The organism is Pantoea sp. X-Soil-TKNS-1207, assembly GCF_059730485.1.
Map to the genome: position 1 here is coordinate 2,838,142 of NZ_AP035958.1, position 16,122 is coordinate 2,854,263.

The 16,122-nt window shown below is 54.7% G+C and carries 12 protein-coding genes; 5 read left to right on the top strand and 7 right to left on the bottom strand.

What is annotated here, in order from left to right; translation table 11 throughout:
- Positions 1-3 precede the first annotated feature (3 nt).
- A complete protein-coding gene (locus tag AC6I8V_RS13320) occupies positions 4-1,143 on the bottom strand; it encodes a polysaccharide export protein (protein WP_497842718.1) in 1,140 nt (379 codons plus the stop codon).
- A gap of 297 nt (positions 1,144-1,440) precedes the next feature.
- A complete protein-coding gene (gene wbaP / locus AC6I8V_RS13325; protein WP_497842719.1) occupies positions 1,441-2,874 on the bottom strand; it encodes an undecaprenyl-phosphate galactose phosphotransferase WbaP in 1,434 nt (477 codons plus the stop codon).
- A gap of 55 nt (positions 2,875-2,929) precedes the next feature.
- Between wbaP and AC6I8V_RS13330 the strand changes: the two genes are divergently transcribed.
- Positions 2,930-3,259: a hypothetical protein gene (locus AC6I8V_RS13330; RefSeq protein WP_497842720.1), complete on the top strand. Its 330-nt coding sequence runs from the start codon at positions 2,930-2,932 to the stop codon at positions 3,257-3,259.
- Positions 3,260-3,667: 408 nt separating this feature from the next.
- Entirely contained in the window at positions 3,668-5,233 is a 1,566-nt protein-coding gene (locus AC6I8V_RS13335) for a TerC family protein (protein ID WP_497842721.1), read from the top strand.
- A gap of 34 nt (positions 5,234-5,267) precedes the next feature.
- Here the strand turns inward: AC6I8V_RS13335 and asmA are convergent, their stop codons facing one another.
- The 3 genes from asmA to udk form a co-directional block, all read right to left on the bottom strand.
- On the bottom strand, positions 5,268-7,076 hold the full coding sequence (asmA, locus tag AC6I8V_RS13340) for an outer membrane assembly protein AsmA (protein WP_497842722.1): 1,809 nt from the start codon (positions 7,074-7,076) through the stop codon (positions 5,268-5,270).
- 21 nt (positions 7,077-7,097) lie between these two features.
- The gene (dcd, locus tag AC6I8V_RS13345; RefSeq protein WP_497842723.1) at positions 7,098-7,679 is read right to left on the bottom strand and encodes a dCTP deaminase; all 582 of its coding nucleotides are present in this window, start codon (positions 7,677-7,679) and stop codon (positions 7,098-7,100) included.
- A gap of 81 nt (positions 7,680-7,760) precedes the next feature.
- Positions 7,761-8,402, bottom strand: a complete 642-nt coding sequence (gene udk / locus AC6I8V_RS13350) for a uridine kinase (RefSeq protein WP_497842724.1) — start codon at positions 8,400-8,402, stop codon at positions 7,761-7,763.
- Between the two features lie 238 nt (positions 8,403-8,640).
- Between udk and AC6I8V_RS13355 the strand changes: the two genes are divergently transcribed.
- The 3 genes from AC6I8V_RS13355 to yegD all read left to right on the top strand — a co-directional run bounded on the left by AC6I8V_RS13355 (position 8,641) and on the right by yegD (position 13,399).
- The gene (locus AC6I8V_RS13355; protein WP_497842725.1) at positions 8,641-9,255 is read left to right on the top strand and encodes a phosphatase PAP2 family protein; all 615 of its coding nucleotides are present in this window, start codon (positions 8,641-8,643) and stop codon (positions 9,253-9,255) included.
- Positions 9,256-9,415: 160 nt separating this feature from the next.
- Complete coding sequence (locus AC6I8V_RS13360; RefSeq protein WP_497842727.1) at positions 9,416-11,980, top strand: diguanylate cyclase; 2,565 nt, start codon at positions 9,416-9,418, stop codon at positions 11,978-11,980.
- Between the two features lie 66 nt (positions 11,981-12,046).
- Positions 12,047-13,399, top strand: a complete 1,353-nt coding sequence (gene yegD, locus AC6I8V_RS13365; protein ID WP_497845841.1) for a molecular chaperone — start codon at positions 12,047-12,049, stop codon at positions 13,397-13,399.
- 102 nt (positions 13,400-13,501) lie between these two features.
- Here yegD and AC6I8V_RS13370 read toward each other — a convergent pair whose 3' ends face one another.
- Both AC6I8V_RS13370 and AC6I8V_RS13375 read right to left on the bottom strand, forming a co-directional pair.
- On the bottom strand, positions 13,502-14,839 hold the full coding sequence (locus AC6I8V_RS13370; RefSeq protein WP_497842728.1) for a carbohydrate porin: 1,338 nt from the start codon (positions 14,837-14,839) through the stop codon (positions 13,502-13,504).
- 218 nt (positions 14,840-15,057) lie between these two features.
- Entirely contained in the window at positions 15,058-16,020 is a 963-nt protein-coding gene (locus AC6I8V_RS13375) for an aldo/keto reductase (RefSeq protein ID WP_497842729.1), read from the bottom strand.
- Positions 16,021-16,122: the final 102 nt, after the last annotated feature.

Here is a 16,122-nt window from a genome sequence, read left to right on the forward strand (position 1 = left end):
ACCTTAGTTATCCCATGTATGGAAACGGAGTGCCGCGGAGCTTGCATCGTCGATACCGACAATGGTTGGCAGCAGCGCAGAAATCACGCGGTTCCAGCGGGTGAGCGGGGTGGAGGTGACATACACAATATCGTACGGCTCCAGTTGGAATTCGGTGCCCATCACCATGGACGCCGCATCTTTGGTATTCAGCTGATAGATGTTGGCAATCTTGGTGCGGTTGGCGCCACGAATCGGACGGATGACGAACACGCCGGTAGCATCTGACGTGGTCTGATCCATGCCCTGAGCATTGCCCAGTGCTTCGGCCAGCGTCATGCCGCTACGATCCATTTTCAGCGTGGTCTGCTGTTTCACTTCACCCATCACGAAGATTTTCAGGTCATCGTTACGCGGCACGTAAAGAATATCGCCCGGATACAGCAGATGGTTCTGGCTGAGGTCGCCGTTCTGCATCAGTGCCTGCAACGAAATGCGTTGCTCCTGGCCATTATGCGTCAGCACCACGTTGCGCCAGTCGGCATCCGCCGTCAGGCCGCCTGCGGCGTTGACCGCGTCCAGTACCGTAAGCGGTACGTTGGTGATGGCCTGCTGGCCCGAAGTGGTGACTGAACCACTGATATAGGTTTTTTGCGAGCGGAAGGCCGCGACGTTGACATCCACCTGCGGGCTTTCGATGTACTGCGCCAGACGACGCGCGATTTCGGCACGGATTTCGGTGACGGTACGGCCAGCCACGCGCACTTTGCCGATATACGGATAGAAGATGGTGCCGTCGGCCTGCACCCAGTTACCGGTGTCGCTGGCGCTGCGGTACTGACCTGCCGGGGTGGTTAACTCAGGGTGATCCCACACGGTCACGTTCAGCACGTCGCCAATGCCCACACGATATTCATAGCTCTGAATTTCGTTCTGCAACATTGGGTTAGCCTGCGCTACCAGCGGCTTCGGACGCATCTGCTCAACCAGACGCGGCGTTAAAGGAAAGACGTTGACGTATTTATCGATGTCAAAGTTACTGTCCTGCTGCTCGATGACATCTTTTCCGCTAGTGGAAAGGCGCTGACCTGGTTCGATCGTGCACCCGGAGAGAATAATGGCGGATACCATTAACGGTATCATTTTAATTTTCATTGTAATCATCTGGATCTTCGCTATCAGTAAATGATTGATAGTGGCGAAAACGCCGCTGTGTAAGCGTCCTACAAAATTAAAGCCGACGGGTTAAACACTGAAACTGTGGGTCATTATCATTTGCTCCCTATGTTTTATGTTGTCACCGTGCCCTCAGGACGACATGAATTAAAGTGAGTTATTAACTGGTCAGGTAATAACCCGCTTTACGCAGGCTCGATAATGGCAGTTATCAGGCAAGACACTCCCAACACCGGCAGTTCTCAGGCGGATGAGGTTATTTCCTCACCCTGCCCTCGCTGTCTATCAATAGGCGCCGTCGCGTTTCAGCACCACGCCAATCGTCTTGAACAGAATCGCGATGTCATTCCACAGCGACCAGTTCTTGACGTACCACGAATCGAAATAAACGCGTGTTTCATAGTCAACGTCGTTACGACCGCTGACCTGCCACAGTCCCGTCATGCCTGGTTTCGCCATCAGGTAATAATCGACATCACCGGCATAACGGCATAGCTCATCTTCAATCACCGGGCGCGGCCCCACCAGGCTCATATCGCCACGTACCACGTTCCACAGTTGCGGCAGCTCATCCAGACTGGTTTTACGGATGAAATGGCCGACTTTGGTAATACGCGGGTCGTTCTTCAGTTTGAAATCTTTGTCCCACTCGGCGCGCGCCACCGGATCGGTGCGCAGCACCTCTTCCAGCACTTCTTTGGAATTGATCACCATCGAGCGGAACTTGAGGCATTTGAATTTGCGGCCATTCAGACCTACACGCTCATGGCCGTAAATCGGATTGCCGCCGTCACGTCCAACAAGGAAACCCAGCACCAGCAGGGCTGGCGACAGCGCAATGATGATGCTCAGCGCGCCGACGATATCGAACACCCGCTTCAGGAAACGCGAGGTGCGTTTCGCCAGGTTGTTGTTCACACGCAGAATCATCACTTCATGGCTGAAGATATAGGCCATATCTGTGCCGTAGAGCGGCACGCCACGCAGCGTGGGGATCACGGAAACCGAGCGGCAGTTGTGCATTGCCAGAGTCTTCAGCCAGTTATCACGATGCTGGCTCTGCTCAAACTCAACCGCGACGATAAACTGGGTTTCATTGTGGGTCAGCTGCCACAGCTCCTGCTCGTTGCGCAGCACCGGAACACCGGAGATGCTGGCCTGCGGGCAGCTGCCGTCAACGTCAAAAAAGGCAATAACATCAAAACCCATTACCTCTTCGCTTTGCAGCGCCTGCCAGGCTTCCTGCGCATTTTTGCTGCTGCCGATGATAATGGTCTGTTTTTTCCACATGCCAAAATGGTTCAGCACGCGTTTTGAAATGGCGCGAGCCAGCGGAATCAGCATTAATGCCAGCAGCCAGGTCAGCACCCAAACAAAACGCGACATCTGCCACTGCGACAGTGCGGTAATTGACAAATCGATGACAGAGAAAATAAGAATGGTACGAAAGATCTCTTTCAGCTCGAACCAGAATGGCTTGCGGTAGGTGAAATGTCGCAGGCGCACCCAGAACCAGCCAACGCAAATAATCGACAAACAGATGTGTGTGGCGATTTTTAAATGAAGGTCTTTTTCAGAAATATCTGCCAATGGAGAATTAGTGAGCGAATTAATCAGCGCCAGAGCAATAAACAACGCTGCGTTGAAACAAATTAAATCCGAGCACGCCAGTAAAATTTTAGTGAGAAGACTTTTATAGGTAAATTCGTTATCGCGCATATTTAACTCTTTATTTTATTTCCCTAATCCTTAACGCCTCAAGCCTGTGTAATAAATGAGCGATATTGAAACTGTCACGGAAGAGGCAATTTGCAGGGAAAATCGCCGGCGTTTATGCCAATTCCCTTACTGGTTATGCAAGAAAATTGTGATAAATACCAACAGATTAGTCCGACTTCCTTCGTCAAGCCTGCTGACCCTATTCCTGGAGAGGAAAGCACTTCGGACACGCTACCGCCCTTGGCTGTCGCTGCCAATACCGCTTTACTCATCCTATTTCCTGCCTGCGTTTACCGGCTTTGCCATGACAATAACTGGCCTTAACCCGGTCACGATCACAATTCTCGACATTAAGAAGCTAAACAGCACGCTATTAACAACATAAGCGCAGACATTTACTAACACGTTGCTATACTAGTTATTACTGGCTTGTTTACAAGTAGGCCCCGTCTTCCCTGCACTATTTTAGGAAAAAGACTACCAGCCATTAGTATTGGTGCCAGCCCTTTCAGGCCTTTCCCACGCAAAATTCAGAATAATTCGATACTCACCTTCTGAGCACGTCGCATTAAAAATGTACGTTGCCGCGCAGTGAAAACAATTAATAGCCTCGATCTCAGATGCATGTTGTTTATCCATACATTCAACTTATCGTCTGGAAATCGTGATTAGGAATATTCTCTATTTCCACGGCCAACCAGGGAAATAGGCGATACGGGAGGTATTTGTACCCAGGGGCGTGATTAACTATCATAAGACTAAGCTCATTTTCAGACATTCAGGTGATGAAAGCATGTTGGAGTGGATCGCTGATCCCTCGCTCTGGGTCGGATTAGTCACGCTAATCGTTCTTGAGCTGGTGCTGGGCATTGATAACCTGGTTTTCATTGCCATTCTGGTCGAAAAATTACCGCCGACGGTGCGCGATCGCGCCCGCGTGATTGGCCTGCTGCTGGCGCTGGTGTCGCGTCTGCTGCTGCTGGCCTCGCTTTCCTGGCTGGTCACCCTGACACAACCGCTGTTTACCCTGTGGCAACATAGCTTTAGCGCACGCGATTTGCTGCTGTTCGCCGGGGGCGTTTTTCTGCTATTCAAAGCCACCACCGAACTGAACAGTCGGCTGGAAGGCAGCGATGATGAGGACGGTCAAACTAATAACGGTGCTAAATTCTGGCCAGTGGTGGCCCAAATCGTGGTGCTGGATGCCATCTTCTCGCTGGATGCCGTGATCACCGCCGTTGGTATGGTTAATCAATTGCCGGTGATGATGACGGCGGTGACGGTCGCGATTCTGCTGATGCTGCTGGCGAGTAAACCTTTAACACGCTTCGTTAATGGCCACCCCACCATCGTTATTCTGTGTCTCAGTTTTCTGCTGATGATTGGTTTTAGTCTGGTGGCGGAAGGTCTCGGTTTTATTATCCCCAAAGGTTATCTGTACGCGGCGATTGGTTTCTCGATCCTGATTGAGATGTTCAACCAGCTGGCGCTGTTTAATCGCCGCCGTTTTCTCTCCGCCGATCGCCCGTTACGCCAGCGCACCGCTGAAGCCGTATTGCGTATTTTACGCGGCGAGGCGCAGCGTGCCGAACTGGATGCCGATACCGCCTCGCTGCTGAGCGACAGCGAGGAAGGCGCGCTGTTTAACCGCCAGGAACGCCGTATGATCGCGCGTGTGCTGGGCCTGGGGCAACGGCAGATCAGCAGCATCATGACCTCGCGCCATGATGTCGAACATATCGATCTGAGCGAAGACCCGGCTGCCATTATGGCGAAGCTCGATGCCAATCAGCACACCCGTATTCTGATCACCGAAAAAAGTAATGAACCGCTCGGCGTGGTGCATGTGATTGATTTGCTGCATCAGTCACTTCATGCCAAATCCCTCGATTTACGCTCGCTTATCCGTCAGCCGCTGATCTTTCCCGAGCGAGTCACGCTGTTGCAGGCGCTGGAGCAGTTTCGCCAGGCGCGCACCCATTTTGCTTTCGTCGTGGATGAATTTGGCTCGGTAGAAGGCGTGGTCACGCTGAGCGATGTGATGGAAACCATCGCCGGTAATCTGCCGAATGAAGGAGAAGAGATTGATGCCCGTTACGATATTCAGCCTGGTCCGCAGGGCGGCTGGATCGCCAATGGCCATATGCCGCTGGAAGATTTGGCGGTGTATGTCCGCCTGCCGCTCGACGAAAAGCGCAGTTACCATACGCTGGCCGGTTTGCTGATGGATAGCCTGCAACACGTACCGCAGGAAGGCGAGGAGTTACGGGTGGGCAATTATTTATTGCGTACCCTACAGGTGGAAAATCATCGCGTGCAGAAGGTAGAGATTGTGCCACTGGCATCAGAAAACGGGTGAGTCAGGTCGCCAGAAATGGCGACCTGAGAGGGAATTACGGCTTCTGCTTAGAGGACTGCTGTCGATCCAGCCACTGATCCAGACGGCTTTTCGCTTCGCTCTGCAACTGCTGACGCAGCACCTGATCCACCGGCAATGAATATTGCAGATTTTCCCACTTGCCATACATCCGCAGCGGGATCGTCTGGTCATTCAGGGCCGCGGACAGCCGGTCATCGCCTTTCCAGCCACGCAGCATCATATTAATGGTGACATCCAGCTGCCGATTCACCAGATTGACATTGCCCTGGCTCTGCACCGCCAGATGATCGTTGCCACCCTCCAGATCAGGTAACGCAATGACGCCCTTGTCCAGACTGATGCGGCCGCTCAGCTGCTGAATGCTCTGATCGTCACCCTCATCGTTGGTCACGCGATTGCTGACACGCGCCACCGCACGACGCACCATCTGCGGCAGATTAATCTGCGCCAGTTGCAGGTTATTTGCCGTCAGTTCCGCACTGCCCTGCCAGTTTTGTTTCGCATCGTCCACGCTCAGGCCGCTGCCATTCAAATCGCCTTTCAGCGATACCGTTCCCTGCAACGATTCCGGCAGTTCAAAGGCTTTCAGCAGCGGTGCAATCGCCACCTGTGTCAGTTCAGGCTGTAATGTCACCGTGGTAACTGGCTCGCGGATATCCACCGAGCCAGGAATAGAGAATTCGCCATCACCCAGTTTGCCCTTTAGCTGGCTCAGGGTCATCAACCCTTCCTGATTGCTGGCCGCGAGTTGCAGATTGCTCAGCGTCAGCCCGCGCCACACCGCTTTGTCCGCGCTGAGATTAAGTGACAGGTCCATCATATTCAGCGGCGAATCGCTGTTATCGCGCTGACGTGGTTCAGCGATAACCGGGGTACGTATCACGCTGGCATGTTGCGTCGCACTACCGTTGCTGTCGCCAGCCGGTGCGCTCGCCATCAGGCTATCGAGATTCAGTGCCGTGGCATGGAGCTTCAGGTCGAGCTGCTGCGGCAGGCTGATACGCCCTGTTGCGCTGCCATCCAGCTGACTATCATTGGCGCTCAGCTGCATTTTGCTCAGCTGGAACTGCTGCTGGTCGCTGTTCCATGCCCCCGCGCCACTCAGGGTACCTTTGATGCCCTGCGGCGGCAGATTGGCGCCGTCCAGCGTGTAATCCAGCGCATCAATCTGCCCGTTCAGGCGATGCGGATACTGGGCAGCATCCAGCTCACCTTTCAGGTTTACGGCAAGATTGCGCTGATTACGCGAAATGCGGGTGCTGAGGTCGATACTGGCTTGTTTGCTGCTATCCTGGCTCAGGCTGAGGTTGAGATCGCGGAAGTTATACTCATCGCCGCCCTGCTGCTGCCAAATCAGCAGGCTATCCGACAGACGCAGTTTACCGATATCAAACGACCAGCCGTTGTTGTTGCCGGAAGCGGGTTCTGCATCACCAGGCCCGACCGGCGCGCCGCCAGGCTTCTGCGCATCGCTGTCTGGCGTGACGCGGATGATCGCATTTTTCAGCATCACCTGGCTGACGCTGAGCTGATGCGAAAGCAACGGCCAGAGATTGACGTCGAGACGCATATTTTCCGCCGTCACCACCGGCTGGCTGGCACCCGGTGCGGTCAGGCTCATTCGCCCGGCCAGAATGCTCAGCTGCGGCCACACATGCCATCGCAGGTCACCATTGACCTGAAGCCGATAACCACTGCGTTGTTCCACCTGCTGTACCATATAGGTACGAAAGTCGTTGGGATTCACCAGCAACACCAGTGCGGTCATTCCCGCTACGACCACCACTAACAGGATGGCCAGCGTGGTTATCACTCTTCTCATTACATCCCCAATCTACGTCGATCAATCTTTGTCGATACGGCTGGCGTCAGCACCCTGCTGACCGCGGTATTTCGCGTCTTCACGACGGTTATACGGGCGAGCAGCCGGACCGGAAAGCGGCTCAAAGCTCAGCGCGCCAATCAACATGCCGGGGCGCAGCGCCAGCGGCAGTTTCCCGGAGTTGTAGAACTCCAGCACGATACGTCCCTGCCAGCCTGGATCGATACGGTGCGCGGTGACGTGCACCATCAAACCGAGGCGGGCCAGCGATGAGCGACCATCCAGCCAGCCCACCAAATCATCCGGCAGCGTCACCGACTCCAGCGTCACCGCCAGCGCCAGTTCACCCGGATGCAGGAAGAACGCTTCGCCTTCCGGCAGCACGATTTCATCGCTCATCACGCGATCCAGCGCGGCACTCACCTCGTGTTTTGGACCACTTAAATCGATAAAGGGCGCGGTGTGGCCGCTAAAGGTGCGGAACTGATTGCCAAGGCGCACATCGACCGTGGCACCATTAATTCGCTCAACCGGCGGGCGTGGCGAAATTGCCAGTTTGCCGCTATCCAGCCAGGCTTCAATATCGCGATCGCATAATCTCATCGCTGTGACTCCATGATTTAAGTGTAGCGAAGGGCTGCCATTGTTTGACAACCAAAGCCGCGCACGTCCATCCGGACGCGGTTATTCAAAGAACTGATTAATCTTGGCCTTGAGGATATCAATGGCGATGCGGTTTTTCCCGCCGCGCGGCACAATAATGTCGGCATACTGCTTGGAAGGCTCGATAAATTGCAGAAACATCGGACGTACTGTCTTCTGGTACTGGCTCATCACCGAATCCATTGAACGGCCGCGCTCGTTAACATCACGCTTCATACGGCGCATCAGGCAGATATCCAGCGGGGTATCGACGAAGATCGAGAAATTCATCTCCTGACGCAGACGCGCATCAGTGAGCAGCAAAATCCCCTCCAGAATAATCACCTTCTTCGGTTTCAGGTGGATACTCTCCGTGGTGCGGGTATGCTCAACATAGCTATAGACCGGCAGATTAATGTCCTGCCCTGCCTTCAGCGCCTGCAAATGCTGCAACAGCAGGTCATGATCCATTGCGCTGGGGTGGTCATAGTTGGTTTTTACCCTCTCTTCCATGGTGAGGTGGCTCTGATCTTTATAGTAGGCATCCTCGGGGATCACACCGATATGCTCGTCACCGACCTGGTCACGGATTTCACGATAGAGCGTGCTGGCAATAAGACTTTTTCCGGATGCGGATGCACCTGCGATGCCAACGATCACGCACTGATGAGACTTGTCAGTCATACTTTTTTAAGACCTGATAACTGGAGCCTGTCAAAGCAAACGCCTCGACGGGCCGATAATGAGAGGGTTTAGTTGGCGGCAATTATAGGTATTTCACCGGTTTGATGCCAGAGAAATGCGGTCAGCGGCTTTTCAGAATATCCCCTTTTGCAGCAAGCCGCATAATAGATACACTGTTCACCTGCCAACGCTGCGCGCAGTGTTGAGCCTGCCTGAACGTAAGCCCGCAAGGAGAAGTATGAGCTGGAAAACCCTGACCTATTTCGGTGACAGTATGTTGCTGATCCCCACAGCGGTGATTATCGCTCTGGTGTTGCCGTGGAAAAGCGACGACCGCCGTACCGTCTGGTATTGGCTGCTGGCGTTTGGCCTCGCCGGTTTGCTGGTCAGCATTTCGAAAATCCTGTTCCTCGGCTTTGGCATTGGCAGCGCCAGATTTAACTTCACCGGATTTAGCGGCCACAGCGCCATGTCCGCCACGCTCTGGCCGGTGATGATGTGGTTGGTTTCCGGCCGCTGGTCCGGCTTCTGGCGTGCCTTCACTATCGCTATCGGCTATCTGATCCCGCTGATGGTTGGCCTCTCGCGTCTGGTTATCCACGCGCATTCACTGAGCGAAGTGCTGGCTGGCCTGCTGTTAGGATTCACCCTGAGTAGCGCTTTCCTGCTCAGCCAGCGCGATACCGCATTGAAAGGGTTTAGCCTGCTGCAAATGGGCGTCGCCTTTCTGGTGCCGCTGTTGCTGATGAGCCACGGGCGTGTTGCCACGACCCAGCAATTTCTTGAACGCTTCTCCGCTAACATCGCCGGGCTGGAAAAACCCTTTACCCGCGCTGACCTGTTTCGCCAATAATTTTGCCCGCCCTTTGTTAACAAAGGGCCAGCCAATACATTGAATAACGGCCTAAAGTGAATTCGCGGCAGACATATTTGCCAGATGTGCTAGAGTGCCAATTAGAGAATGACTGGCGCATTTTTCATCATGTAACGAATGCGCGCTGCTGGATTCGTGCATGACCCTCGAAATATTGACCTCGCAGGATGGCGCAAAGAAACATTGGTTACATGCCCTGTATCTGGGGGTAATCGCGTTTCTGCTGACGCTGTTTTGTCTGGAACTGATCATTGTCAGCGGACGTATCTCCCCTCTGTGGTACTCCACCGCGCTGATGACCATTGTGGTGTTCCGTGCCAGGGGACAGCATGTTCCGCTGCTGCTGTTTGGCTGTCTGGTTGGCACCGCGCTGGCTAACCTGCTGGTGATTGGCCCGGCACTCAGCAATATTAAATTTGCCTTATTAAACGTGTTGCAGGCGCTGATGGGCGGCATGATGTTGCGCGCCCTGCTCGATCGCCGCGCCCCGCTCAATTCCCTGCTCGACTGGGCGCGTTATGTGATCAGCGCAGGCATTATTGCCCCGCTGGTTGGCGGCGTGCTGGCATTATGGATGCTGCAAGTCAGTGGCAAAGCCTCGCTGCCTTTCTTCTCCACCTGGGTGATTTCTGAAGTCATCGGTATGCTGGCGTTAGGTCCGGTGCTGCTGCTGTGGCCGTTACGGATGCAGGAAAACCCGGTGGCGCGCCATCGCGGTCTGGAGACCATCGTTACCCTGGCGGCTACCCTGCTCGCCAGCTATTTCTCACTGCGCTACCTGCCGTGGCCGTTCACCTTTATCGTGGTGATCCTGTTCTGGTGCGCGGTGCGCCTGCCGAAATTCGAGGCTTTCTTACTTTTCCTGCTGAACTCCAGTTTTATTTCGCTGCTGCTGGCCTTCAATCTGATCAACCTCGGCAATGACGATCGTACCCTCGGCCAGGCCAGTACCTGGCTGCCATTCCTGCTGGTGCTGATCCCCAGCCATATGATGGCGCTGGTGATGGATGCGTTCCAGCGTGAGAAAAACCATATCAGCGAGAGCGAAACCCGCTTCCGTAACGCCATGGATTATTCCGCGATTGGTATGGCGCTGGTATCACCGCAGGGTGCCTGGTTGCAGGTGAATCAGTCGCTGTGCCGTACCCTGGGGTTCCCGGCGGACGAGCTGAAAAAACTCACCTTTCAGCAGATTACCCACCCCGACGATCTGGATGCCGATCTCCAGCAGGTGAAGCGATTGTTGTCGGGCGAGATCCTGACCTACACCCTTGAGAAGCGCTACTTCCGCAAAGATGGCGAAATCGTCTGGGCGCGTCTGACGGTCTCGATGGTGCGCGATGCCCAGCAGCAGCCGCACTACTTTATTTCACAAATTATCGATATTTCCGAGCTGAAGCAGAGCGAGCAGGTCAATCGTCGTCTGATGGAACGTATCACGCTGGCAAATGAGGCGGGCGGCATCGGCGTGTGGGAGTGGAACCTGCTGAGTGGCGAGCTGATGTGGGACAAACGGATGTATGAGCTTTACGGTCTGGCGCCCCATGAAGTACCGACTTACGATCTGTGGCTGCAACGCGTCCATCCGTCCGAGCAGGAGTATGCCGCGCTGACCATTCAACGCGCCATTGAGCGCCGCAGCGCGTTTCATATGGAGTACCGCATCGATCTTCCCGGCGTAACGCGCTATGTCCGCACCGAGGCCAATCGTATTCTCAGCCAGGATGGACAGATCGAACGTATGCTCGGCATCAGCCAGGACATTACCCATCTGCGCGCCCTGAACGACGCCCTGTTCCAGGAAAAAGAGCGTATGGCGATCACCCTCGACTCCATCGGTGAGGCGGTGATCAGCACCAGCGATGATATGCACATCACCTTTATGAACCCGGTGGCCGAGAAGATGACTGGCTGGACGCAGGCGGCAGCGACCGGCTTACCTATTTCCGAGTTACTGAATATCACGCGCGGCCCGAACGGGCCACGCATCGAAAACCTGCTGCTGTGCCAGTTACCCAGCGAAAAAACCACCCCGGACCTGGAAGAGGATCTGGTGCTGCATACGCCAGACGGCGGCGTGTTTGAAATCCACTACAGCATCACCCCGCTGAAGACCCTGACCGGTGAAAACATTGGCGCGGTGATGGTCATTCAGGACGTCAGCGAATCGCGCCAGATGATGAAACGTCTGAGCTACAGCGCGTCACACGATATGCTGACGCGCCTGCCGAACCGTCTCAGCTTCGAACAGCAGCTGAAGCGGCTGCTGAGCGATGCCGCAGTAAACCAACATCAGCACGTACTGGTATTTATCGACCTCGATAAATTTAAATCCGTCAACGATACCGCAGGCCACGCTGCCGGAGATGCGCTGCTGCGCGAACTGGGCGAACTGATGCAGCACCATATGCGCAGCAGCGATTTCCTTGCCCGGCTTGGCGGGGACGAATTTGGTCTGCTGTTGCCAAACTGCGATGTGGATCAGATACGCGAAGTGGTACAGCGGCTGGTCAGCGCGGTGAATGAATATCGCTTTACCTGGCTGGATAGCGTCTATCAGGTTGGCGCCAGCGCCGGTGTGACGCAGATTGATGAACACAACTGCATCAGCAACCTGGTGTTGTCACAGGCGGATGTCGCCTGTTATAGCGCCAAACACGCCGGACGCGGCCAGTATCGTGTCTATCAGGAAGTGCAGATGTAATCTGCCTTGCCTGCCCGCGTCAGCTGCGCTAAAGTCGCCCCCTTTTTTCAGGCATGGGGGAAAATGATGTTTATCGGATTCGATTATGGCACCGCCAACTGTTCCATCGCGGTGAGCGATCAGGGCACACCACGGCTGCTGACACTGGAAAACGGCCAGCGCCTGCTTCCCTCCATGATTTGCGCGCCAACGCGCGAAGCCATCAGTGAATGGCTGTATCGTCACCATCAGGTACCCACCCCGGACAGTGAAGGCCAGGCGTTGCTGCAACGCGCGCTGCGCTATAACCGCGAAGAGGATATCGACGTCACCGCCGGTAGCGTGCAGTTTGGTCTGACCGCGCTGCAAAACTATATGGTCGATCCCGAAGAGGTGTGGTTCGTAAAATCACCGAAATCCTTTCTCGGCGCCAGCGGCCTGAAACCCCAGCAAATCGCGCTGTTTGAAGACCTGGTGTGCGCCATGATGCTGCACATCCGTCAGCAGGGCGAAAGCCAGCTGGATCAGCCGATTGAACAGGCCGTGATTGGCCGTCCGATCAACTTCCAGGGGCTGGGCGGTGATGAAGCGAATGATCAGGCGCAGGGCATTCTGCTGCGTGCGGCAAAGCGCGCCGGTTTCCGCGATGTCGAATTTCAGTTCGAGCCGGTCGCCGCCGGTCTGGATTTCGAAGCCACGCTAAGCAAAGAGACGCGCGTGCTGGTGGTGGACATCGGCGGCGGCACCACCGACTGCTCGATGCTGTTGATGGGACCGGAGTGGCGCAACCAAGCCGATCGTCGCGACAGTCTGCTCGGCCACAGCGGTTGCCGCGTCGGCGGTAACGATCTGGATATCATGCTGGCGTTCAAAACCCTGATGCCGCTGCTCGGACTAGGCGGCAATACGCAGAAAGGCATCGCCCTGCCTGCCCTGCCGTGGTGGAACGCAGTGGCGGTCAACGATGTTCCGGCACAGAGCGAGTTCTACTCGGCCGCCTGCGGCAAGCTGCTGCGCGACCTGATCCGCGATGCTCAGGACCCCGATAAAGTGGCTTACCTGTTGAAAGTGTGGCAGCAGAAGCTGAGCTATCGCCTGGTGCGCGCGGCGGAAGAGAGCAAAATCGCCCTTTCCGGGCAACCGACCACCTCGGCCTCGCTGGCGTTTATCAAAGCGGAATTGCAGGCAGACACCAGCGCGGCGCAGCTGGAAGAGGCGATTAACCAGCCGCTGGAGCGCATTCTCGAGCAGGTTCATCTGGCGCTGGCAACCTGTGCGACTAAACCGGAAGTGATCTACCTGACTGGCGGCAGCGCCCGCTCGCCGATATTGCGCGCGGCACTGCAACAGGCGTTGCCGGAGACCCCGATTGCCAGTGGCGATGATTTTGGCTCGGTAACTGCCGGTCTGGCGCGCTGGGCCGAAGTGATGTTCGGCTAACCAAATATCACCTCTGCTGCGGCGCATCTATCGCGCGGGTTTTAACGGTGGTCATGTCATAAAAAAGGCGTCCCGCAGGACGCCTTATCAGCAAGCCATTAATCAGAAATTAATATTTGCCGCAATACCGCCAATAAACGCATCTTTCACTTCGCTTACCGCACCCGGTGCTGCAACATATTGCAGGTTCGGACGCAGTTGCAGCCATTTGGTCAGCTGAGCGTTGTAATAGATTTCATAGTTGTACTCTGAACCATCCTGAATCGGCAGATAGAGCGGGCTGTTGTAGTCCGTTTGTCCGTTGTCCGCATTCTGCTGGCGTAATGCATTGGTATAAGAGCTGTTGACGTGAATACGTGCGGCACCAATACCAATTTCGTCGGCAGGACGCGCATCAAACGGACCTTTCCAGGTAAAGCTGATGGACTGATAATTGTCCGTTTTCGAGGTTTTGTGGTCGTTCTGCACCGCCTGAACGGTCACACCGAGACCACGGCTGGCATCGCCGCCCTGCGCAGTCAACTGTTGCTGCAACAGCACATAACCACCGTAGGCATGGGCCTGGTCCTGATAGGCGCCATTGCTATAGCTGCTATAGACATCGCCATCAACGGACGAGTAGTAATAGCCGATACGGTAATTACCCGGCAGCTTGTCCGGACCGAACGTCGGTTTCCAGCCCAGTTCTACCGGGACCATGTTGCCGATAGAATTGCTGGTATCAAGGCGGAAGCCGTTGCCGGTATCGTAGTTTTTCGGGTTGTCGTTATAGATACCCACCTGGAAGAACACTTCCGGTGTGATGTTGAACTTGATGCGGCCGCCCCACTGGGAAATCGGCCAGTTGTACCAGCGGTCGCCACGCCAGTTACCTGCCTGGCCGCTACCAAACGCCAGGTTCTGGAACTTGCTGTCGAAGTTATCGAAATCTTCACCAACGGTGACACGACCGGCTTTGATATCGACCACATCATCAAACAGTCCCTGACGTAACCAGAACTGGGTTAAACGCGTGGTCTGTCCACGTCCATACACTTCCTGCACCGAGGAGAGCATACCGCTACGTGGGTCTCCCACCTGATCGGAAATGTTCTGACCGTTACGGTCGGTGATGGTCATCTGGAATTCTGCACCCTGCCAGTTCAGCAGTTTTTCCAGGTCTAAATTGACCCCAAACGCCCATTGGTCGCTGTAGCGCATTGAGGTGTTGGTATCATATCCGCCTCCAAGGTTAGAGGCGCTTTCCATGGTGTAGTTAACATCAAATTTAACGCCGTCATTCTCCAGCTGAGTTCGGTAACCGCCCCAGTCGCCGAACATGTAAGGTGAGTCGTAGCTGAATGCATCGGCTGCCACGGCAGATGCGCTCAGCAGAGCAAACATGATAGTTCCCGCGGCCAGACGGCCAGGGAGGCGCTGCACTGCTTCTTTTCTGTTCATGATGATTATTCTTTTGTGAGTTACTGGGAAGATCGTGCAGAGAATAGTTCTGAGGCAGGGCGGGATTTTGCAAATATGTGCGCAAAGTTCCGTGGAGTTACAGTTATATAACGCAATTGTGACAGCGATCTATGAATGAATATCTTTTGTCGAAAATGGCATTTTTTGACTGGAAAAAATGCCGAAACAAGCTGGGACGCTGAGCGTCCCATCAGACTTTAGGCCACGCTGGCGCGCGATAATTCTTCAATCTCCTGCTTACTCAACGTCAGCTGAGTCGCTTTCACCAGTTCATCAATCTGTTGCAGCGAGGTCGCACTGACAATCGGTGCGGTGATACTCGGCCGCGCAATCTGCCAGGCCAGCGCTACCTGCGTTGGCGACGCATCGTGTGAATCCGCCACATCATCCAGCGCTTCCAGAATACGTAAACCAAGCGGATTGAGATATTTATCCACCACGCCCTGCCCGCGTTTGCTTTTGCTGGCATCTGCCGCTTTGCGGTACTTGCCGCTAAGGAAGCCGCTGGCCAGTGAGTAGTAGTTAATGACCCCCAGACCATGCTCAACCGCAACCTGCTCCAGACCTTTTTCATAGCCCTGACGATCGTACAGGTTGTATTCGGGTTGCAGCGTTTCATAGCGCGCCAGACCCTGTTGTTCGCTGATTTTCAGGGCTTCCTGCAAACGCTCCGCGCTGTAGTTGGAAGCACCGATGGCGCGCACTTTGCCTTCTTTGATCAGTGAATCAAAGGCTGCCAGGCTGTCAGCCAGCGGCGTATCCTGATCGTCGCGGTGCGCCTGGTACAGATCGATATAGTCGGTTTGCAGACGGCGCAGCGAATCTTCTACCGCCTGACGAATATATTGTGGCTTCAGCCCGGTTTTCTCTGGCGACAGCTCCATGCCCACTTTGGTGGCAAGAATGATGTTGTCGCGTTTACCGCTTTTTTTCAGCCATTTACCGATGATAGTTTCCGATTCACCGCCTTCGTTGCCTGGCGCCCAGCGCGAATAGACATCGGCCGTGTCGATAAACCACAGCCCCTTCTCCACCAGTGCATCCAGCAGGGAAAAGGAGGTCTTCTCATCGACGGTCCAGCCAAAGACGTTACCGCCGAAGGTGAGAAGCGGAACAGCAATACCGGTGTCGCCTAGCTGGCGGGTTGGTTGTTGACTCATTTATTTCTCCTTAATAGAAACGAGACGGATCAGCTATTTATCTTAGCAAAGGAAAAATCCCCGCTTATGCGGATTCCTGCCAGAATAATTACAGAATATGAA

What these genes read in the sequence shown, in the direction of transcription:
- AC6I8V_RS13320 (WP_497842718.1), bottom strand. Translation starts at nt 1,143, where the DNA reads ATGATTACAATGAAAATTAAAATGATACCGTTAATGGTATCCGCCATT.
- wbaP (WP_497842719.1), bottom strand. Translation starts at nt 2,874, where the DNA reads ATGCGCGATAACGAATTTACCTATAAAAGTCTTCTCACTAAAATTTTA.
- AC6I8V_RS13330 (WP_497842720.1), top strand. Translation starts at nt 2,930, where the DNA reads ATGAGCGATATTGAAACTGTCACGGAAGAGGCAATTTGCAGGGAAAAT.
- AC6I8V_RS13335 (WP_497842721.1), top strand. Translation starts at nt 3,668, where the DNA reads ATGTTGGAGTGGATCGCTGATCCCTCGCTCTGGGTCGGATTAGTCACG.
- asmA (WP_497842722.1), bottom strand. Translation starts at nt 7,076, where the DNA reads ATGAGAAGAGTGATAACCACGCTGGCCATCCTGTTAGTGGTGGTCGTA.
- dcd (WP_497842723.1), bottom strand. Translation starts at nt 7,679, where the DNA reads ATGAGATTATGCGATCGCGATATTGAAGCCTGGCTGGATAGCGGCAAA.
- udk (WP_497842724.1), bottom strand. Translation starts at nt 8,402, where the DNA reads ATGACTGACAAGTCTCATCAGTGCGTGATCGTTGGCATCGCAGGTGCA.
- AC6I8V_RS13355 (WP_497842725.1), top strand. Translation starts at nt 8,641, where the DNA reads ATGAGCTGGAAAACCCTGACCTATTTCGGTGACAGTATGTTGCTGATC.
- AC6I8V_RS13360 (WP_497842727.1), top strand. Translation starts at nt 9,416, where the DNA reads ATGACCCTCGAAATATTGACCTCGCAGGATGGCGCAAAGAAACATTGG.
- yegD (WP_497845841.1), top strand. Translation starts at nt 12,047, where the DNA reads ATGTTTATCGGATTCGATTATGGCACCGCCAACTGTTCCATCGCGGTG.
- AC6I8V_RS13370 (WP_497842728.1), bottom strand. Translation starts at nt 14,839, where the DNA reads ATGAACAGAAAAGAAGCAGTGCAGCGCCTCCCTGGCCGTCTGGCCGCG.
- AC6I8V_RS13375 (WP_497842729.1), bottom strand. Translation starts at nt 16,020, where the DNA reads ATGAGTCAACAACCAACCCGCCAGCTAGGCGACACCGGTATTGCTGTT.